Below are 16,824 nucleotides of genomic sequence, written 5' to 3' on the forward strand. Positions count from 1 at the left end.
CCCTTTAGGCAAGGAGTTAATTGTCGTGGCTAAAGAAAAATTTGATCGTTCCCTACCGCACGTCAACGTTGGCACCATTGGTCACGTTGACCACGGTAAAACCACTCTGACCGCTGCTCTGACTCGCGTCTGCTCCGAAGTTTTCGGTTCGGCCGTTGTTGCTTTCGACAAAATCGACAGCGCTCCGGAAGAAAAGGCTCGTGGTATCACCATCAACACCGCGCACGTTGAGTACAACTCTTCGATTCGTCACTACGCTCACGTTGACTGCCCAGGTCACGCTGACTATGTGAAGAACATGATCACCGGTGCTGCCCAGATGGACGGCGCGATCCTGGTTTGCTCGGCCGCCGATGGTCCGATGCCACAAACCCGTGAGCACATCCTGCTGTCCCGTCAGGTAGGCGTTCCGTACATCGTTGTCTTCCTGAACAAGGCTGACATGGTTGACGACGCTGAGCTGCTGGAACTGGTTGAGATGGAAGTGCGCGATCTGCTGAGCACTTACGACTTCCCAGGTGATGACACTCCAATCATCATTGGTTCGGCTCTGATGGCTCTGAACGGCCAGGACGACAACGAAATGGGTACCACCGCTGTCAAGCGTCTGGTAGAAACTCTGGACAGCTACATCCCAGAGCCGGTTCGTGTTATCGACAAGCCGTTCCTGATGCCAATCGAAGACGTATTCTCGATCTCCGGTCGCGGTACTGTTGTGACTGGTCGTATCGAGCGCGGTATCGTCAAGGTTCAGGATCCGCTGGAAATCGTAGGTCTGCGTGACACCACCGTCACCACCTGCACCGGTGTTGAAATGTTCCGTAAGCTGCTCGACGAAGGTCGTGCTGGCGAGAACTGCGGTGTTCTGCTGCGTGGTACCAAGCGTGACGACGTCGAGCGTGGCCAGGTTCTGGTTAAGCCGGGTTCGGTCAAGCCGCACACCAAGTTCGAAGCTGAAGTGTACGTTCTGAGCAAAGAAGAAGGCGGTCGCCACACTCCGTTCTTCAAAGGCTACCGTCCACAGTTCTACTTCCGGACCACTGACGTGACCGGTAACTGCGAACTGCCGGAAGGCGTTGAAATGGTAATGCCAGGCGACAACATCAAAATGGTTGTCACCCTGATCAAGACCATCGCAATGGAAGACGGTCTGCGTTTCGCTATCCGTGAAGGCGGTCGTACCGTCGGCGCTGGCGTCGTAGCCAAAATCATCGAGTAAGACTCTCTTGTAGAGTTGACTCGGTGAGTTGAAAAGCCCCCGCTTAGCGGGGGCTTTTTTATTGGGTTGACACCTATCGGGGGCGTCTATAGAATTGCGCCTCCTTTTAACGGGCGTATTGCGCCCGGTGGGAATAGCAGCCGGAGTCTGAAATCCAATGCAAAATCAGCAAATCCGTATCAGGTTGAAGGCTTTTGACCATCGCCTGATCGACCAATCCACCCAGGAAATCGTGGAAACCGCGAAACGTACTGGTGCTCAAGTGCGTGGTCCAATTCCACTGCCTACCCGTAAAGAGCGGTTCACCGTTCTGGTCTCCCCGCACGTCAACAAAGACGCGCGTGACCAGTACGAGATCCGTACTCATAAGCGCGTTCTGGACATCGTCCAGCCAACGGATAAAACCGTTGATGCTCTTATGAAGCTCGATCTTGCGGCCGGTGTGGAAGTGCAGATCAGCCTCGGCTAAGACTCGGTCTTAGTCGTGTAACGCTCTGAAATGGGCGGCCATAGCGGGTGAAAGCCCCGTACACTCATGAGGTTTACAACATGACTATTGGTGTAGTCGGTCGTAAATGCGGTATGACCCGTATTTTCACCGAAGAAGGTGTCTCCATTCCGGTCACGGTCATTGAGATCGAGCCGAATCGCGTCACCCAGTTCAAAACTGAAGAGACCGATGGCTATCGTGCAGTGCAAGTCACTGTCGGCGAGCGTCGTGCTTCGCGTGTAACAGCTGCTCAAGCTGGCCACTTCGCCAAGGCGAACGTTGCCGCTGGTCGTACCGTAATGGAATTCCGCCTTGAAGAAGGCGAGTACCAGGCCGGCGATCTGATCAACGCTGAAATCTTCGCTGCTGGTCAACTGGTTGATGTAACCGGTCAGTCCAAGGGTAAAGGCTTCCAGGGTACGATCAAGCGTTGGAACTTCCGCGGGCAAGATAACACCCACGGTAACTCCGTATCCCACCGCGTTCCAGGCTCTATCGGCCAGTGCCAGACTCCTGGTCGTGTATTCAAGGGCAAAAAAATGTCCGGTCATATGGGCGCCGAGCGCGTGACCGTGCAGTCCCTCGAAGTAGTGCGCGTGGACGCTGAACGCAATCTGTTGTTGGTCAAGGGCGCTGTTCCTGGCGCTACTGGCGGCAACTTGGTTGTACGTCCAGCAGCCAAGGCTCGCGGTTAAGGGGAAGCTGACATGCAATTAAATGTAAATGACGCTCAAGCGATCGAAGTTTCCGAACTGACATTTGGCGGCGAATTCAACGAGACGCTGGTTCACCAAGCAGTCGTGGCCTACATGGCCGGCGGCCGTCAAGGTAGCAAGCAGCAAAAGACCCGTTCCGACGTTTCTGGTGGCGGTAAGCGCCCATGGCGTCAGAAAGGTACTGGCCGTGCTCGTGCCGGTACTATCCGTAGCCCAATCTGGCGTGGCGGCGGTACCACTTTCGCAGCTCGTCCTCAGGATCACTCCCAGAAGCTGAACAAGAAGATGTATCGCGCAGCAATGCGTTCCATCCTTGCTGAGCTGGTGCGTACTGATCGTCTGGTCGTGGTTCAGGACTTCGCTGTTGAAGCACCGAAAACCAAAGATCTGCTGAACAAGCTGAATGGCATGGGCCTGACTGACGTCCTGATCGTGTCTGACGCTGTTGATCAGAACCTGTACCTGGCTGCTCGCAACCTGCCACACGTCGATGTTCGTGACGTGCAGGGTTCCGATCCGGTCAGTCTGATCGCATACGACAAGGTGTTGATCACCGTGTCGGCCGTGAAGAAATTCGAGGAGCTGCTGGGATGAACCAGGAACGCGTATTTAAAGTTCTGCTTGGCCCGCACGTTTCCGAGAAGGCTACGGTTCTGGCAGACAAGAAAGGCCAGTTCGTTTTCAAGGTTGCAACCGATGCAACCAAGCTGGAAATCAAGAAGGCCGTCGAAAGCCTGTTCAGCGTGAAAGTAGAGCGCGTTACTACCCTGAACGTTCTGGGTAAGAGCAAGCGCACTGCTCGCGGTCTGGGCAAGCGTAATGACTGGAAGAAGGCAGTTATCTCCCTTCAGCCAGGCCAAGATCTCGATTTCAGCAGCAGTGCTGAGTAAGGAAGGGGTGCATCATGGCAATCGTTAAATGCAAACCGACTTCCCCTGGCCGCCGTTTTGTGGTCAAGGTGGTCAACCAGGAGCTGCATAAAGGCGCTCCTCACGCACCGCTGCTCGAGAAAAAATCGAAGTCTGGTGGTCGTAACAACAATGGCCGTATTACCACTCGTCACATTGGTGGTGGTCATAAGCAGCATTATCGTCTGGTCGACTTCCGTCGCAACGACAAGGATGGCATCGCTGCCACCGTCGAGCGTATCGAATACGATCCAAACCGTACTGCTCACATCGCTCTGCTGCTGTACGCAGATGGCGAGCGTCGCTACATCATCGCCCCTAAAGGCGTGAGCGCTGGCGACCAGCTGATCGCAGGTGCTCTGGCGCCGATCAAGCCGGGCAACGCTCTGCAACTGCGCAACATTCCAGTTGGTAGCACCGTACACGGCATCGAATTGAAGCCAGGTAAAGGCGCGCAAATCGCTCGTTCCGCTGGTGCTTCGGCTCAGCTGATCGCTCGTGAAGGTGTCTACGTGACCCTGCGTCTGCGTTCTGGTGAGATGCGTAAAGTCCTGGCTGAATGCCGTGCGACCCTGGGCGAAGTCTCGAACTCCGAGCACAGCCTGCGTTCGTTGGGTAAAGCTGGTGCCAAGCGCTGGCGTGGCGTTCGCCCAACCGTTCGTGGTGTTGCCATGAACCCGGTTGACCACCCACATGGTGGTGGTGAAGGTCGTACCTCTGGTGGTCGTCATCCGGTATCGCCATGGGGCTTCCCGACTAAGGGCGCGAAGACTCGTGGTAATAAGCGTACCGACAAAATGATCGTCCGTCGTCGCAAGTAAATAGAGGGATACGACAGTGCCACGTTCTCTGAAAAAAGGTCCTTTTATTGATCTTCACCTACTGAAGAAGATCGAAGTGGCGGCGGAAAAGAACGATCGCAAACCAGTTAAGACCTGGTCGCGTCGTTCGATGATCCTGCCACAAATGGTCGGTCTGACCATCGCAGTACACAACGGTCGTCAACACGTCCCAGTTCTCGTTAACGAAGACATGGTCGGCCACAAACTGGGCGAGTTCGCCGGTACCCGCACTTATCGTGGGCACGTGGCAGACAAGAAAGCCAAGCGTTAAGGGGTTAGGAAATGGAAGTAGCCGCTAAGTTGTCGGGCGCTCGAATCTCCGCCCAGAAAGCCCGCTTGGTCGCCGACCAGATCCGCGGGAAGAAGGTGGGCGAAGCGCTCAACCTGTTGGCTTTCAGCAGTAAGAAAGCCGCCGAGATCATGAAAAAAGTGCTGGAGTCGGCCGTAGCCAACGCCGAGCATAACGAAGGCGCAGACGTTGATGACCTGAAGGTCAGCACCGTTTTCGTCAACGAAGGGCGTTCGCTGAAGCGCATCATGCCACGTGCCAAAGGCCGTGCTGATCGCATCGTCAAGCGGTCTTGCCATATCACTGTCAAGGTTGCTGACAAGTAACGGAGTCGAAGAGATGGGTCAGAAAGTACATCCCATTGGCATTCGCCTGGGAATCGTCAAGGAGCACACCTCCGTCTGGTACGCAGACGGTCGGACTTATGCGGACTATTTGTTCGCTGATCTGAAGGTGCGTGAGTATCTCCAAGACAAACTAAAAAGCGCGTCCGTCAGCCGTATCGATATCCATCGTCCGGCTCAGACTGCACGTATCACCATCCACACCGCTCGTCCAGGTATCGTTATCGGGAAGAAAGGTGAAGATGTTGAGAAACTGCGTCAGGACCTGACCAAGCAAATGGGTGTGCCTGTGCACATCAATATCGAAGAGATCCGCAAGCCGGAGCTCGACGGTATGCTGGTTGCGCAGAGCGTAGCTCAGCAGCTGGAGCGTCGCGTAATGTTCCGTCGCGCTATGAAGCGCGCTGTACAGAACGCCATGCGCATTGGTGCCAAAGGCATCAAAATCCAAGTGAGCGGTCGTCTCGGCGGTGCTGAAATCGCACGTACTGAATGGTATCGCGAAGGTCGTGTGCCACTGCACACCCTGCGTGCCGACATCGACTATGCCAACTACGAAGCTCACACCACTTACGGTGTGATCGGTGTAAAGGTTTGGATCTTCAAAGGCGAAGTAATTGGTGGTCGCCAAGAAGAACTGAAACCACAAGCACCAGCGCCTCGTAAAAAAGCTGCTAAGTAAGGGGTACGCCAAATGTTGCAACCAAAGCGTACGAAGTTCCGCAAGCAGATGACCGGCCACAACCGTGGCCTGGCATTGCGCGGTAGCAAAGTCAGCTTCGGCGAGTTCGCGCTGAAGTCTGTTGCTCGTGGTCGTCTCACCGCTCGTCAGATCGAGTCAGCGCGTCGTGCTCTGACCCGTCACGTAAAACGTGGCGGCAAGATCTGGATCCGTGTATTCCCGGACAAGCCTGTCACCAAGAAGCCACTCGAAGTTCGGATGGGTAAAGGTAAGGGTAACGTGGAGTACTGGGTTGCCCAGATTCAGCCAGGCAAAGTCCTGTATGAAATCGAGGGTGTTTCTGAAGAGCTGGCGCGTGAGGCTTTCGCCCTGGCTGCTGCAAAGCTGCCGCTCGCCACCTCCTTTGTTAAACGGACGGTGATGTGATGAAAGCGAATGAACTTCGTGAAAAATCAGCACAGCAGCTGAACGAGCAACTGCTCGGCCTGCTGCGCGACCAGTTCAATCTGCGTATGCAGAAGGCAACTGGCCAGTTGGGGCAGTCTCATCTGCTCTCGCAAGTTAAGCGTGACATCGCTCGCGTGAAAACTGTGCTCAACCAGCAGGCAGGTAAGTAATCATGGCTGAAGCCGAAAAAACTGTCCGTACGCTGACTGGCCGTGTTGTCAGCGACAAGATGGACAAAACCATCACCGTTCTGATCGAGCGTCGCGTTAAGCACCCGATCTACGGTAAATACGTTAAGCGTTCGACTAAGCTGCACGCGCACGACGAAACCAATCAGTGCCACATCGGCGACAAAGTCACTATTCGTGAAACTCGTCCGATGGCCAAGACCAAGTCTTGGGCGCTGGTTGATGTTCTCGAACGCGCTGTGGAAGTCTAAGGGCTAGGGGTCGGAGAAATTATATGATTCAGACTCAATCCATGCTCGATGTGGCCGATAACAGCGGCGCTCGCCGTGTTATGTGCATCAAGGTGCTGGGTGGCTCCCATCGTCGTTACGCTGGTATCGGTGACATCATCAAAGTTACCGTCAAGGAAGCAATTCCTCGCGGTAAGGTGAAGAAAGGCCAAGTGATGACTGCTGTTGTAGTCCGCACTCGCCACGGTGTTCGTCGTGCTGACGGCTCCATCATCCGCTTTGATGGCAACGCTGCTGTTCTGTTGAACAACAAGCAAGAGCCAATCGGCACCCGTATCTTTGGGCCAGTGACCCGTGAACTTCGTACTGAGAAGTTCATGAAGATCGTCTCGCTCGCCCCAGAAGTGCTGTAAGGAGATCCGACATGCAAAAGATTCGTCGTGACGACGAGATCATCGTGATCGCCGGCAAAGACAAGGGTAAGCGCGGTAAGGTGCTGAAGGTTCTTGCTGACAACCGTCTGGTTGTTGGTGGTCTGAACCTGGTCAAGCGTCATACCAAGCCTAACCCGATGTCGGGCGTACAGGGCGGTATCGTCGAGAAAGAAGCGCCACTGCACGCTTCCAACGTCGCCATTTTCAACGGCGAAACCAACAAGGCTGACCGCGTTGGTTTCAAAGTAGAAGACGGTAAGAAAATTCGTGTCTTCAAGTCGACCCAAAAAGCGGTTGATGCTTGAACACTGCTAGGTAGAAGACCATGGCACGACTAAAAGAGATTTACCGGAAGGAAATCGCACCGAAACTTAAGGAAGAACTTAAGCTTTCGAACGTGATGGAAGTTCCGCGCGTTACCAAAATCACCCTGAACATGGGTCTGGGCGAAGCGATCGGCGACAAAAAAGTCATCGAGCACGCTGTAGCCGACCTGGAAAAGATCACCGGTCAGAAAGTCGTTGTGACTTACGCTCGGAAATCCATCGCTGGCTTCAAAGTCCGTGAAGGTTGGCCGATCGGCGTCAAAGTGACCCTGCGCCGTGAGCGTATGTACGAGTTCCTGGATCGTCTGCTGTCGATCTCCCTGCCTCGGGTTCGCGACTTCCGCGGCCTGAATGCCAAGTCCTTCGATGGTCGTGGCAACTACAGCATGGGCGTGAAAGAGCAGATCATCTTCCCGGAAATCGATTACGACAAGATCGACGCTCTCCGCGGTCTGGACATTACCCTGACCACCACTGCTCGGACGGATGAAGAAGGTCGCGCACTGCTGCGTGCTTTCAAATTCCCGTTCCGCAACTGATTGGAGTAGGACAATGGCCAAGAAGAGCATGAAGAACCGTGAGCTGAAGCGTCAGCTCACCGTTGCCAAGTACGCCACCAAGCGTGCAGCGCTGAAAGCTATCATCGTTGATCTGAACGCAAGTCCAGAAGCGCGTTGGGAAGCTACCGTAGCACTGCAGAAGCAGCCACGTGACGCCAGCGCTTCGCGCATGCGTAACCGCTGCCGCCTGACTGGTCGTCCGCACGGCGTGTACCGCAAGTTCGGCCTCGGCCGTAACATGCTGCGTCAAGCCGCAATGCGTGGTGACGTTCCAGGTCTGGTCAAAGCCAGCTGGTAAGCACTGTCAAAGTCGCGGCGGTCGGTATCGCAAGATCCTGACCGCCGGTGACCTTGAACTTGAATCAAGCCCCTTTTGGGGCTTGATTCATTTGTGGGGTGTGTCTAGAATACCCGGCTCGCCTGAGCCCGTGTTTTTATTGCGCGGATGCGCTCGGCGACACGTACTAGCCGAAAGGCTAATTTTTTGTGTATTAGGAGCGTCTAGCCCATGAGTATGCAGGACCCGTTAGCGGACATGCTAACTCGTATCCGTAATGCCCAGATGGCTGAAAAGTCCGTCGTAAGCATGCCATCTTCTACGTTGAAGGTAGCTGTTGCCAAAGTCCTGAAGGACGAAGGTTACATTGCGGGTTATCAGATCAGCAGCGAAATCAAGCCTCTGCTGTCCATCGAGCTTAAGTACTTCGAAGGCCGTCCGGTCATCGAGGAAGTGAAGCGCGTTAGCCGTCCAGGCCTGCGTCAGTACAAGTCCGTCGATGATCTGCCAAAAGTTCGTGGCGGTCTCGGTGTGTCTATCGTCTCCACCAACAAAGGTGTGATGACGGATCGTGCTGCGCGCGCTGCCGGTGTCGGCGGCGAAGTTCTTTGCACTGTGTTCTAAGGGGGGATAAGCATGTCACGCGTCGCTAAGAACCCCGTTAAGCTGCCAGCCGGTGTCGAAGTCAAATTCGCAGGCCAACAGCTTTCGGTGAAGGGTGCCAAGGGCACTCTGCAACTGAACATCCATTCGTCCGTTGAGATCGTTGAAGAAGCTGGTGAGCTGCGTTTCGCTGCTCGCAATGGCGATCAACAGACTCGCGCAATGGCTGGTACCACTCGTGCGTTGGTAAACAACATGGTCCAAGGCGTAAGCCAAGGCTTCGAGCGCAAGCTCCAGCTGGTCGGTGTTGGTTACAAAGCGCAAGCAAAAGGCACAGTGCTGAACCTGGCTCTTGGCTTCTCGCACCCAGTGGATTATGAACTGCCGGAAGGCATCACCGCTGAGACTCCTAGCCAGACCGATATCCTGATCAAGGGCATCGACAAGCAGCTGGTAGGTCAAGTGGCCGCCGAGATCCGCGACTTCCGTCCACCAGAGCCGTACAAAGGCAAAGGTGTGCGCTACGCGGACGAAGTCGTCCGTCGTAAAGAAGCCAAGAAGAAGTAGGGCATAGCAAATGACCGACAAAAAAGTTACTCGACTGCGTCGCGCTCGCAAAGCACGCCTGAAAATGCACGAACTCGAAGTCGTGCGTCTCTGCGTGTTCCGCTCGTCGCAGCACATCTACGCCCAGGTCATTTCGGCCGACGGCAACAAAGTCCTGGCAAGTGCCTCGACTTTGGATAAAGAACTGCGTGATGGCGCCACTGGCAACATCGACGCGGCCACTAAGGTTGGCCAGCTGGTCGCTACGCGTGCTAAAGCCGCTGGCGTCTCGCAGGTGGCTTTCGACCGCTCTGGCTTCAAGTACCATGGCCGCGTCAAGGCGCTGGCTGATGCTGCTCGTGAAGCTGGGCTGGAGTTCTAAGTTATGTCAAATAACGACCAAAAGCGCGACGAAGGCTACATCGAGAAGCTGGTTCAAGTTAACCGCGTAGCCAAAACCGTTAAAGGCGGCCGTATCTTCACTTTCACCGCGTTGACCGTGGTAGGTGATGGTAAAGGGCGTGTTGGCTTCGGCCGTGGCAAGTCGCGTGAAGTGCCTGCTGCGATCCAGAAGGCAATGGAAGCTGCTCGCCGCAACATGATCCAGGTTGATCTGAACGGCACCACCCTGCAGTACGCAATGAAGTCTGCCCATGGCGCTTCGAAGGTGTACATGCAGCCTGCTTCTGAAGGTACCGGTATCATCGCTGGCGGCGCTATGCGTGCTGTCCTCGAAGTTGCTGGCGTTCAGAACGTTCTGGCCAAGTGCTACGGCTCGACTAACCCGGTAAACGTGGTTCACGCCACCTTCAAGGGTTTGAAAGCAATGCAATCTCCTGAATCCATTGCCGCCAAGCGTGGCAAAAGCGTCAAGGAGATCTTCTGATCATGGCTACCGTAAAAGTTACGCTGATCAAAAGCATGACCGGCCGCATCCCTAACCACAAACTGTGCGTTAAGGGTCTGGGTCTGCGTCGCATCGGTCACACTGTAGAAGTCCAGGATACTCCCGAGAATCGCGGGATGATCAACAAGGCTTACTACATGCTGCGTGTCGAGGGTTAATCGATGAAACTCAATGATCTGAGTCCAGCGCCGGGTTCCCGTCGCGAAAAGCATCGTCCGGGCCGTGGTATCGGTAGTGGTTTGGGCAAGACCGGTGGCCGTGGCCACAAAGGTCAGACCTCCCGCTCCGGTGGCACCATTGCTCCAGGCTTTGAAGGCGGTCAACAGCCGCTGCATCGTCGTCTGCCGAAGTTCGGTTTCGTTTCCCTGAAAGCCATGGACCGCGCAGAAGTGCGTCTGTCCGAGCTGGCCAAAGTGGATGGCGACATCGTCACCGTGCAGTCCCTGAAGGATGCCAACGTGATCAACCAGAACGTACAGCGTGTGAAAATCATGCTGTCGGGCGAAGTTGCTCGTGCTGTCACCATCGGAAAGGGAATCGGCGCCACCAAAGGTGCGCGTGCGGCTATCGAAGCAGCTGGCGGCAAGTTCGAGGAATAAATGGCTAAGCAAGGTGCTCTCTCTGCGCTCGGCAAAGGCGGTATGTCTGAACTCTGGGCTCGTCTGCGTTTTCTGTTCCTGGCGATTATCGTCTACCGAATAGGCGCACACATCCCGGTTCCAGGTATCAACCCGGACCGACTCGCGGACCTGTTTCGACAGAATGAGGGGACCATTCTTAGCTTGTTCAACATGTTTTCCGGCGGCGCGCTGGAGCGGATGAGCATCTTTGCGCTGGGGATCATGCCGTACATTTCGGCATCGATCATCATGCAGCTGATGTCCGCTGTGAGCCCGCAGCTGGAGCAGTTGAAGAAGGAAGGTGAAGCTGGCCGTCGCAAGATCAGCCAGTACACCCGCTACCTCACTGTCGTCCTCGCTCTCGTCCAGGCTGTTGGCATGTCCATCGGTCTGGCGGGGCAGGGCGTAGCGTTCACTGGTGACTTTGGCTTCCATTTCGTCGCGGTAACCACTTTTGTGGCGGGTGCGATGTTCATGATGTGGCTGGGTGAGCAGATTACTGAGCGTGGTGTTGGCAACGGTATCTCGATGTTGATCTTCGCAGGTATCGTCGCCGGTCTTCCGAGAGCGATCGGGCAGTCTTTCGAGTCTGCGCGTCAGGGTGATATCAACATCTTTGCCCTGGTTGCCATCGGTTTGCTGGCAGTAGCGATTATCGGTTTCGTGGTGTTCATTGAGCGTGGCCAGCGTCGTATCGCTGTTCACTACGCCAAGCGTCAGCAGGGCCGCAAGGTATTTGCTGCGCAGACCAGCCACTTGCCGTTGAAGGTGAACATGGCCGGCGTTATCCCGGCCATTTTCGCGAGCAGCATCTTGCTGTTTCCGGCTTCGTTGGGTGCCTGGTTCGGCCAGTCTGAAGGTATGGGCTGGTTGCAGGACATCTCGCAGTCGATCGCTCCTGGTCAGCCGTTGAATATTCTGCTGTTTAGTGCAGGGATTATTTTCTTCTGCTTCTTCTATACGGCGTTGATGTTCAATCCGAAAGACGTAGCGGAAAACCTGAAGAAGTCCGGTGCCTTTATTCCGGGTATCCGTCCGGGCGAGCAGTCGGCGCGCTACATTGATGGCGTTCTGACGCGTTTGACCTTGTTCGGTGCTCTTTACATGACGGCCGTGTGCTTGCTCCCCCAGTTCCTGGTGGTTGCGGCAAACGTTCCGTTCTACCTTGGCGGGACCTCGTTGCTGATCGTGGTCGTGGTTGTGATGGACTTCATGTCCCAAGTACAATCGCACCTCGTTTCGCACCAGTACGAATCCCTGATGAAGAAAGCCAACCTGAAGGGCTACGGCAGCGGCATGTTGCGCTGAGTAGCGTCCATAAGGTTCGAGGAGTTGGTGATGAAAGTTCGTGCATCGGTGAAAAAGCTGTGCCGTAACTGCAAGATTATTCGCCGCGAAGGTGTTGTTCGGGTAATTTGCAGCGCGGAACCGCGTCACAAACAGCGCCAAGGCTGAGTGTGATTGTGCTTTAAGCCCGGCAGCTAGTGCGCTGCCGGGTTGATTATTTGTTATTACAGCGATATTATCTCGCGCCCTATTTCTTGGCTTCCGGGGCGTAGGTAGCTGTCAATTGGAGTCCCACTGAATGGCCCGTATTGCAGGCGTCAACATTCCAGATAACAAGCATACTGTTATCTCGCTGACCTACATCTATGGTGTTGGTCGCACTACTGCACAGAAAATTTGTGCAGAGACTGGGGTCAACCCAGCGGCAAAGATCAAGGATCTGAGCGACGAGCAAATTGAACAGCTGCGTGGCGAAGTGGCGAAGTTCACCACTGAAGGTGACCTGCGTCGCGAAATCAACATGAAAATCAAGCGCTTGATGGACCTCGGTTGCTATCGCGGTCTGCGTCATCGTCGTGGTCTGCCAGTACGCGGTCAGCGTACCAAGACCAACGCGCGTACCCGTAAAGGTCCGCGTAAGCCGATCCGCAAGTAATCGCCCCAGCGAATCGACAGGAATTTAATCATGGCAAAACCTGCTGCTCGTCCTCGTAAAAAAGTTAAAAAGACAGTGGTTGATGGCATCGCCCACATCCATGCATCTTTTAACAACACCATCGTGACCATTACCGACCGTCAAGGTAACGCTCTTTCCTGGGCTACCTCCGGTGGTTCGGGTTTCCGCGGTTCCCGCAAGTCCACCCCGTTCGCTGCTCAAGTAGCTGCTGAGCGTGCTGGTCAAGCTGCGCTGGAATACGGCCTGAAAAACCTCGACGTCAACGTCAAAGGTCCAGGTCCAGGTCGTGAATCCGCAGTCCGCGCTTTGAACGGCTGTGGCTACAAGATCGCCAGCATCACCGACGTGACGCCAATCCCGCACAACGGGTGCCGTCCGCCGAAGAAGCGCCGCGTGTAATCCAGGAGATTGTAAAGAATGGCTCGTTACATTGGTCCAAAATGCAAACTCGCTCGTCGCGAAGGCACCGATCTCTTCCTGAAGAGCGGCGTGCGCGCGATCGAATCGAAGTGCAACATTGAAGCAGCACCTGGTATCCACGGCCAACGCCGCGGTCGCCAGTCCGATTACGGCACCCAACTGCGTGAAAAGCAGAAGGTCCGTCGTATCTACGGCGTTCTCGAGCGTCAATTCAGCGGCTACTACAAAGAAGCTGCTGGTAAGAAAGGCGCAACCGGCGAAAACCTGTTGCAGCTGCTCGAATGCCGTCTGGACAACGTTGTATACCGTATGGGTTTCGGTTCTACTCGTGCCGAATCCCGTCAGCTGGTATCGCACAAGTCGATCAGCGTTAACGGCCAGACCGTGAACGTTCCGTCCTACCAGGTTCGTGCTGGTGACGTGGTTGCTGTTCGCGAGAAAGCAAAAAACCAACTTCGCATTGTCCAAGCTCTCGATCTGTGTGCCCAACGTGGCCGCGTAGAATGGGTAGAAGTAGACACTGAGAAGAAGTCGGGCGTTTTCAAGAACGTTCCTGCTCGCAGTGATCTGTCCGCCGACATCAACGAAAGCCTGATTGTCGAGCTCTACTCCAAGTAAGGGCTAGAAAATAGGTGCATCCATGCAGATTTCGGTAAATGAGTTCCTGACACCCCGCCATATTGATGTGCAGGTTGTCAGTCCAACCCGCGCCAAGATCACACTCGAGCCTCTCGAGCGTGGTTTCGGCCACACCCTGGGCAACGCGCTGCGCCGCATCCTGTTGTCCTCAATGCCCGGCTGTGCAGTAGTCGAGGCCGAGATTGACGGTGTGCTCCACGAGTACAGCGCCATCGAAGGTGTACAGGAAGACGTAATTGAAATCCTGTTGAACCTTAAAGGTCTGGCTATCAAGCTGCACGGTCGTGACGAAGTTACGCTGACCTTGTCGAAGAAGGGTTCGGGGGTGGTTACCGCTGCCGATATTCAGCTGGATCATGATGTCGAGATCGTTAACCCCGATCACGTAATCGCTAACCTGGCGTCTAACGGCGCCCTGAACATGAAGCTCACCGTAGCTCGTGGTCGTGGTTATGAACCGGCAGACTCGCGTCAGAGCGATGAAGACGAAAGCCGCAGCATCGGTCGCTTGCAGCTTGACTCTTCGTTCAGCCCGGTTCGCCGTATCGCATACGTGGTGGAAAACGCCCGTGTCGAACAGCGTACCAACCTGGACAAGCTGGTTATTGATCTGGAAACCAACGGTACCCTGGATCCTGAAGAGGCTATCCGCCGTGCTGCAACCATCCTGCAACAGCAGTTGGCTGCGTTCGTCGACCTCAAAGGTGACAGTGAGCCAGTGGTTGTCGAGCAGGAAGACGAGATCGATCCGATCCTGCTTCGCCCGGTTGACGATCTGGAACTGACTGTACGTTCGGCTAACTGCCTTAAGGCGGAAAACATCTACTACATCGGTGACCTGATTCAGCGTACCGAAGTAGAGCTGTTGAAGACTCCGAACCTTGGCAAGAAATCCTTGACTGAAATCAAGGACGTTCTGGCCTCCCGCGGTCTGTCCCTCGGCATGCGCCTCGACAACTGGCCGCCTGCAAGTCTTAAGAAGGACGACAAGGCGACTGCCTGATCGTCGTAATCACCGAACGTTGTGTTTGGTAAGGAATGAACCATGCGTCATCGTAAAAGTGGTCGTCACCTGAGCCGCACCAGCTCGCACCGCAAGGCCATGTTTCAGAACATGGCGGTGTCGCTGTTCGAGCACGAGCTGATCAAAACTACACTGCCGAAAGCCAAAGAACTGCGCCGCGTTGCCGAGCCGCTGATCACTCTGGCCAAGACAGACAGCCTGGCTAACCGCCGCTTGGCTTTCGACCGTACCCGTTCGAAAGCTATCGTTGGTAAGCTCTTCAACGACCTGGGCAAGCGTTACGCTACCCGTGAGGGTGGCTACCTGCGCATCCTCAAGTGCGGTTTCCGCGCTGGCGACAACGCGCCTATGGCGTACGTCGAGTTGGTTGATCGTGCTACTGCCGGCGAAGCTGTAAGCGCCGAGTAAGACGACAGTCTGCAACGAAGAACCGGGCCTAGCGCCCGGTTTTTTGTGCGTGATGGAAAAGTGTCCTGGCCGTTTCGTCTGGCTTGGCTATTGGTAATCTTCCTTATTAGATAATGACTATCGAAGCCCATGATTTAATGAATTTGGATACTGTCACTAACATGATCAATACTCCTCCCAGCCGATTAGCCGGCAGTCCGAAGACCGACCTAGGAAGATTTGAGCATGAGCCATACCAAAACGCTTACGACCGCCAGTGGCGCTCCTGTCGCCGATAACCAGAACTCTCGCTCCGCCGGCCCACGTGGTCCGCTGCTGCTCGACGATTTTCACCTGATCGAGAAGCTTGCTCATTTCAACCGCGAAAACATCCCCGAGCGTCGCGTACACGCCAAGGGTTCGGGCGCTTACGGCACCTTCACCGTAACTCGCGACATCACTCAATACACCAGCGCCAAGTTGTTCGAGTCGGTCGGCAAGCAGACGCCGACTTTCCTGCGCTTCTCTACCGTGGGTGGCGAACGGGGCTCCGCCGATACCGAGCGCGATCCGCGCGGTTTCGCCTTGAAGTTCTACACCGAAGAAGGCAACTGGGACATCGTCGGCAACAACACACCGGTGTTTTTCATCCGCGACCCACTGAAGTTTCCAGACTTCATTCACACCCAGAAGCGCCTGCCACAAAGCAACCTCAAAAGTGCCCAGATGATGTGGGACTTCTGGTCGCACTCGCCCGAAGCGTTGCATCAGGTCACCATTCTGTTCTCTGATCGCGGTATTCCTGACGGCTACCGTCACATGCACGGATTCGGCAGCCACACCTACAGCCTGATCAATGCCCAGGGTGAGCGTCACTGGGTTAAATGGCACTACAAGACCAAGCAAGGCATCAAGAACCTCGCGCCGGCCGAAGCTGCACGCCTGGCGGGCACCGATCCGGATTATGCCCAGCGCGACCTGTTCAACGCGATCGAGCGCGGTGATTTCCCGAAATGGAGTGTCTGCATCCAGATCATGACCGAGGCACAGGCCGCGGCCCATTACGAAAACCCGTTCGATGTGACCAAGACCTGGTCGCAGAAAGAGTTTCCGCTGATCGAAGTCGGCGAGCTGGAGCTCAACCGCAACCCGCTGAACTACTTCGCCGAAGTCGAGCAAGCGGCATTCGGGCCTAGCAACATGGTGCCGGGTGTGGGTCTCTCGCCTGATCGCATGCTGCAGGGGCGTGTGTTTGCCTATGCCGATGCACACCGCTACCGCGTAGGCACCAACCATCAGCAGTTGCCGGTGAACGCGCCGCGCAGCCCGGTCAATACCTACCAGCGCGACGGCGCCATGGCGTTCGGCAGCAATGGCGGCGCGGCTCCGAACTATGAGCCAAACAGCTTCGTGGAGGCGCCGAAGCAGGCGCCGCGTTATGCGGAGCCGGCACTGCCCCTCTCAGCGGCGCGGCGGATCGGTATGATCATCGCGAAGATACCGATTACTACAGCCATGCCGGTGCGCTGTTCCGCTTGATGAGCGATGAGCAGAGAGCGCTGTTGATCAGCAATATCGCCGGCGCGATGGCGGGGGTCTCGGCGGATGTTGTTGATCGCCAGTTGCAGCATTTCTTCAGGGCAGACGCTGCTTATGGAGAAGGGATCGCAAAAGCGCTGGGCGTACAGCTTAACTAAGTCTAAACGAGAAGCAGAACCGCCCTCATTTGGGCGGTTTTTGCGTTATTTACCCTGCTTTTCTCG

General features: G+C 55.4%; 29 protein-coding genes and 1 pseudogene. All 30 read left to right on the forward strand.

The annotated features are described in order from the left end of the window. Positions 1–25 precede the first annotated feature (25 nt). The 30 genes and pseudogenes from tuf (at position 26) to PSH78_RS03220 (ending at position 16,758) form a co-directional block, all read left to right on the forward strand. Positions 26–1,219, forward strand: a complete 1,194-nt coding sequence (gene tuf / locus PSH78_RS03075; protein ID WP_003186071.1) for an elongation factor Tu — start codon at positions 26–28, stop codon at positions 1,217–1,219. 157 nt (positions 1,220–1,376) lie between these two features. Next, the gene (gene rpsJ, locus PSH78_RS03080) at positions 1,377–1,688 is read left to right on the forward strand and encodes a 30S ribosomal protein S10 (RefSeq protein ID WP_003186070.1); all 312 of its coding nucleotides are present in this window, start codon (positions 1,377–1,379) and stop codon (positions 1,686–1,688) included. Positions 1,689–1,768: 80 nt separating this feature from the next. Next, complete coding sequence (rplC, locus tag PSH78_RS03085; RefSeq protein WP_003186059.1) at positions 1,769–2,404, forward strand: 50S ribosomal protein L3; 636 nt, start codon at positions 1,769–1,771, stop codon at positions 2,402–2,404. A gap of 12 nt (positions 2,405–2,416) precedes the next feature. Beyond that, entirely contained in the window at positions 2,417–3,019 is a 603-nt protein-coding gene (gene rplD / locus PSH78_RS03090) for a 50S ribosomal protein L4 (protein WP_003186057.1), read from the forward strand. After that, positions 3,016–3,315 (forward strand): 50S ribosomal protein L23, encoded by a 300-nt coding sequence (gene rplW, locus PSH78_RS03095; RefSeq protein WP_002555488.1) that lies wholly within the window; start codon positions 3,016–3,018, stop codon positions 3,313–3,315. Before rplD ends, rplW begins: the two co-directional genes overlap by 4 nt. Positions 3,316–3,329: 14 nt before the next feature. After that, positions 3,330–4,154 carry a 50S ribosomal protein L2 gene (gene rplB, locus PSH78_RS03100; RefSeq protein WP_003186055.1) on the forward strand — a complete coding sequence of 275 codons (825 nt, stop codon included), beginning with the start codon at positions 3,330–3,332 and terminating at the stop codon, positions 4,152–4,154. 16 nt (positions 4,155–4,170) lie between these two features. Continuing rightward, positions 4,171–4,446 carry a 30S ribosomal protein S19 gene (rpsS, locus tag PSH78_RS03105; protein ID WP_002555486.1) on the forward strand — a complete coding sequence of 92 codons (276 nt, stop codon included), beginning with the start codon at positions 4,171–4,173 and terminating at the stop codon, positions 4,444–4,446. 11 nt (positions 4,447–4,457) lie between these two features. Beyond that, entirely contained in the window at positions 4,458–4,790 is a 333-nt protein-coding gene (rplV, locus tag PSH78_RS03110) for a 50S ribosomal protein L22 (protein WP_003103908.1), read from the forward strand. A 13-nt stretch (positions 4,791–4,803) separates the two neighbouring features. Further along, complete coding sequence (gene rpsC, locus PSH78_RS03115) at positions 4,804–5,490, forward strand: 30S ribosomal protein S3 (RefSeq protein ID WP_003176422.1); 687 nt, start codon at positions 4,804–4,806, stop codon at positions 5,488–5,490. A 12-nt stretch (positions 5,491–5,502) separates the two neighbouring features. Beyond that, positions 5,503–5,916, forward strand: coding sequence for a 50S ribosomal protein L16 (rplP, locus tag PSH78_RS03120; protein ID WP_003186052.1), 414 nt, complete (start codon positions 5,503–5,505; stop codon positions 5,914–5,916). Beyond that, a complete protein-coding gene (rpmC, locus tag PSH78_RS03125) occupies positions 5,916–6,107 on the forward strand; it encodes a 50S ribosomal protein L29 (protein WP_002555481.1) in 192 nt (63 codons plus the stop codon). Before rplP ends, rpmC begins: the two co-directional genes overlap by 1 nt. 2 nt (positions 6,108–6,109) lie before the next feature. Then, positions 6,110–6,376 carry a 30S ribosomal protein S17 gene (rpsQ, locus tag PSH78_RS03130; RefSeq protein ID WP_003194644.1) on the forward strand — a complete coding sequence of 89 codons (267 nt, stop codon included), beginning with the start codon at positions 6,110–6,112 and terminating at the stop codon, positions 6,374–6,376. A 23-nt stretch (positions 6,377–6,399) separates the two neighbouring features. Then, the gene (gene rplN / locus PSH78_RS03135; protein WP_002555479.1) at positions 6,400–6,768 is read left to right on the forward strand and encodes a 50S ribosomal protein L14; all 369 of its coding nucleotides are present in this window, start codon (positions 6,400–6,402) and stop codon (positions 6,766–6,768) included. Positions 6,769–6,779: 11 nt separating this feature from the next. After that, a complete protein-coding gene (rplX, locus tag PSH78_RS03140) occupies positions 6,780–7,094 on the forward strand; it encodes a 50S ribosomal protein L24 (RefSeq protein WP_003186046.1) in 315 nt (104 codons plus the stop codon). A 20-nt stretch (positions 7,095–7,114) separates the two neighbouring features. Continuing rightward, on the forward strand, positions 7,115–7,654 hold the full coding sequence (gene rplE, locus PSH78_RS03145; protein ID WP_030140492.1) for a 50S ribosomal protein L5: 540 nt from the start codon (positions 7,115–7,117) through the stop codon (positions 7,652–7,654). A gap of 13 nt (positions 7,655–7,667) precedes the next feature. Further along, complete coding sequence (gene rpsN, locus PSH78_RS03150; RefSeq protein WP_003186042.1) at positions 7,668–7,973, forward strand: 30S ribosomal protein S14; 306 nt, start codon at positions 7,668–7,670, stop codon at positions 7,971–7,973. 210 nt (positions 7,974–8,183) lie between these two features. Beyond that, the gene (rpsH, locus tag PSH78_RS03155; RefSeq protein WP_003186040.1) at positions 8,184–8,576 is read left to right on the forward strand and encodes a 30S ribosomal protein S8; all 393 of its coding nucleotides are present in this window, start codon (positions 8,184–8,186) and stop codon (positions 8,574–8,576) included. A gap of 12 nt (positions 8,577–8,588) precedes the next feature. Beyond that, positions 8,589–9,122, forward strand: coding sequence for a 50S ribosomal protein L6 (rplF, locus tag PSH78_RS03160; RefSeq protein WP_003186039.1), 534 nt, complete (start codon positions 8,589–8,591; stop codon positions 9,120–9,122). A 10-nt stretch (positions 9,123–9,132) separates the two neighbouring features. Beyond that, positions 9,133–9,483: a 50S ribosomal protein L18 gene (gene rplR / locus PSH78_RS03165; RefSeq protein WP_003186037.1), complete on the forward strand. Its 351-nt coding sequence runs from the start codon at positions 9,133–9,135 to the stop codon at positions 9,481–9,483. 3 nt (positions 9,484–9,486) lie between these two features. Then, complete coding sequence (gene rpsE, locus PSH78_RS03170; RefSeq protein WP_003186035.1) at positions 9,487–9,987, forward strand: 30S ribosomal protein S5; 501 nt, start codon at positions 9,487–9,489, stop codon at positions 9,985–9,987. Positions 9,988–9,989: 2 nt separating this feature from the next. Next, positions 9,990–10,166, forward strand: a complete 177-nt coding sequence (gene rpmD, locus PSH78_RS03175; protein ID WP_003176408.1) for a 50S ribosomal protein L30 — start codon at positions 9,990–9,992, stop codon at positions 10,164–10,166. A 3-nt stretch (positions 10,167–10,169) separates the two neighbouring features. Further along, positions 10,170–10,607 (forward strand): 50S ribosomal protein L15, encoded by a 438-nt coding sequence (gene rplO, locus PSH78_RS03180; RefSeq protein WP_003186032.1) that lies wholly within the window; start codon positions 10,170–10,172, stop codon positions 10,605–10,607. Then, positions 10,608–11,936 carry a preprotein translocase subunit SecY gene (gene secY / locus PSH78_RS03185; protein WP_018612224.1) on the forward strand — a complete coding sequence of 443 codons (1,329 nt, stop codon included), beginning with the start codon at positions 10,608–10,610 and terminating at the stop codon, positions 11,934–11,936. It begins immediately after the preceding gene. A 30-nt stretch (positions 11,937–11,966) separates the two neighbouring features. Further along, entirely contained in the window at positions 11,967–12,083 is a 117-nt protein-coding gene (gene rpmJ, locus PSH78_RS03190; protein ID WP_002555468.1) for a 50S ribosomal protein L36, read from the forward strand. 130 nt (positions 12,084–12,213) lie between these two features. Then, the gene (gene rpsM, locus PSH78_RS03195) at positions 12,214–12,570 is read left to right on the forward strand and encodes a 30S ribosomal protein S13 (protein ID WP_009045849.1); all 357 of its coding nucleotides are present in this window, start codon (positions 12,214–12,216) and stop codon (positions 12,568–12,570) included. A 30-nt stretch (positions 12,571–12,600) separates the two neighbouring features. After that, on the forward strand, positions 12,601–12,990 hold the full coding sequence (rpsK, locus tag PSH78_RS03200; protein ID WP_002555466.1) for a 30S ribosomal protein S11: 390 nt from the start codon (positions 12,601–12,603) through the stop codon (positions 12,988–12,990). Positions 12,991–13,008: 18 nt separating this feature from the next. Beyond that, positions 13,009–13,629, forward strand: coding sequence for a 30S ribosomal protein S4 (rpsD, locus tag PSH78_RS03205; protein WP_003176404.1), 621 nt, complete (start codon positions 13,009–13,011; stop codon positions 13,627–13,629). Positions 13,630–13,651: 22 nt separating this feature from the next. Further along, complete coding sequence (gene rpoA, locus PSH78_RS03210; RefSeq protein ID WP_003186012.1) at positions 13,652–14,653, forward strand: DNA-directed RNA polymerase subunit alpha; 1,002 nt, start codon at positions 13,652–13,654, stop codon at positions 14,651–14,653. 42 nt (positions 14,654–14,695) lie between these two features. Continuing rightward, positions 14,696–15,082, forward strand: coding sequence for a 50S ribosomal protein L17 (rplQ, locus tag PSH78_RS03215; RefSeq protein ID WP_003176402.1), 387 nt, complete (start codon positions 14,696–14,698; stop codon positions 15,080–15,082). 225 nt (positions 15,083–15,307) lie between these two features. Then, positions 15,308–16,758: pseudogene (locus PSH78_RS03220) on the forward strand (catalase). The last annotated feature ends 66 nt before the right edge of the window (positions 16,759–16,824 follow it).

It is taken from the genome of Pseudomonas sp. FP198 (genome assembly GCF_030687895.1).
In the GTDB taxonomy this organism is placed as follows: domain Bacteria; phylum Pseudomonadota; class Gammaproteobacteria; order Pseudomonadales; family Pseudomonadaceae; genus Aquipseudomonas.

Bases quoted from the DNA above. Each gene is read 5' to 3' on its own strand.
- rpsJ (WP_003186070.1), top strand. From the start codon at position 1,377: ATGCAAAATCAGCAAATCCGTATCAGGTTGAAGGCTTTTGACCATCGC.
- rplC (WP_003186059.1), top strand. From the start codon at position 1,769: ATGACTATTGGTGTAGTCGGTCGTAAATGCGGTATGACCCGTATTTTC.
- rplD (WP_003186057.1), top strand. From the start codon at position 2,417: ATGCAATTAAATGTAAATGACGCTCAAGCGATCGAAGTTTCCGAACTG.
- rplW (WP_002555488.1), top strand. From the start codon at position 3,016: ATGAACCAGGAACGCGTATTTAAAGTTCTGCTTGGCCCGCACGTTTCC.
- rplB (WP_003186055.1), top strand. From the start codon at position 3,330: ATGGCAATCGTTAAATGCAAACCGACTTCCCCTGGCCGCCGTTTTGTG.
- rplV (WP_003103908.1), top strand. From the start codon at position 4,458: ATGGAAGTAGCCGCTAAGTTGTCGGGCGCTCGAATCTCCGCCCAGAAA.
- rpsC (WP_003176422.1), top strand. From the start codon at position 4,804: ATGGGTCAGAAAGTACATCCCATTGGCATTCGCCTGGGAATCGTCAAG.
- rplP (WP_003186052.1), top strand. From the start codon at position 5,503: ATGTTGCAACCAAAGCGTACGAAGTTCCGCAAGCAGATGACCGGCCAC.
- rpmC (WP_002555481.1), top strand. From the start codon at position 5,916: ATGAAAGCGAATGAACTTCGTGAAAAATCAGCACAGCAGCTGAACGAG.
- rpsQ (WP_003194644.1), top strand. From the start codon at position 6,110: ATGGCTGAAGCCGAAAAAACTGTCCGTACGCTGACTGGCCGTGTTGTC.
- rplN (WP_002555479.1), top strand. From the start codon at position 6,400: ATGATTCAGACTCAATCCATGCTCGATGTGGCCGATAACAGCGGCGCT.
- rplX (WP_003186046.1), top strand. From the start codon at position 6,780: ATGCAAAAGATTCGTCGTGACGACGAGATCATCGTGATCGCCGGCAAA.
- rplE (WP_030140492.1), top strand. From the start codon at position 7,115: ATGGCACGACTAAAAGAGATTTACCGGAAGGAAATCGCACCGAAACTT.
- rpsN (WP_003186042.1), top strand. From the start codon at position 7,668: ATGGCCAAGAAGAGCATGAAGAACCGTGAGCTGAAGCGTCAGCTCACC.
- rpsH (WP_003186040.1), top strand. From the start codon at position 8,184: ATGAGTATGCAGGACCCGTTAGCGGACATGCTAACTCGTATCCGTAAT.
- rplF (WP_003186039.1), top strand. From the start codon at position 8,589: ATGTCACGCGTCGCTAAGAACCCCGTTAAGCTGCCAGCCGGTGTCGAA.
- rplR (WP_003186037.1), top strand. From the start codon at position 9,133: ATGACCGACAAAAAAGTTACTCGACTGCGTCGCGCTCGCAAAGCACGC.
- rpsE (WP_003186035.1), top strand. From the start codon at position 9,487: ATGTCAAATAACGACCAAAAGCGCGACGAAGGCTACATCGAGAAGCTG.
- rpmD (WP_003176408.1), top strand. From the start codon at position 9,990: ATGGCTACCGTAAAAGTTACGCTGATCAAAAGCATGACCGGCCGCATC.
- rplO (WP_003186032.1), top strand. From the start codon at position 10,170: ATGAAACTCAATGATCTGAGTCCAGCGCCGGGTTCCCGTCGCGAAAAG.
- secY (WP_018612224.1), top strand. From the start codon at position 10,608: ATGGCTAAGCAAGGTGCTCTCTCTGCGCTCGGCAAAGGCGGTATGTCT.
- rpmJ (WP_002555468.1), top strand. From the start codon at position 11,967: ATGAAAGTTCGTGCATCGGTGAAAAAGCTGTGCCGTAACTGCAAGATT.
- rpsM (WP_009045849.1), top strand. From the start codon at position 12,214: ATGGCCCGTATTGCAGGCGTCAACATTCCAGATAACAAGCATACTGTT.
- rpsK (WP_002555466.1), top strand. From the start codon at position 12,601: ATGGCAAAACCTGCTGCTCGTCCTCGTAAAAAAGTTAAAAAGACAGTG.
- rpsD (WP_003176404.1), top strand. From the start codon at position 13,009: ATGGCTCGTTACATTGGTCCAAAATGCAAACTCGCTCGTCGCGAAGGC.
- rpoA (WP_003186012.1), top strand. From the start codon at position 13,652: ATGCAGATTTCGGTAAATGAGTTCCTGACACCCCGCCATATTGATGTG.
- rplQ (WP_003176402.1), top strand. From the start codon at position 14,696: ATGCGTCATCGTAAAAGTGGTCGTCACCTGAGCCGCACCAGCTCGCAC.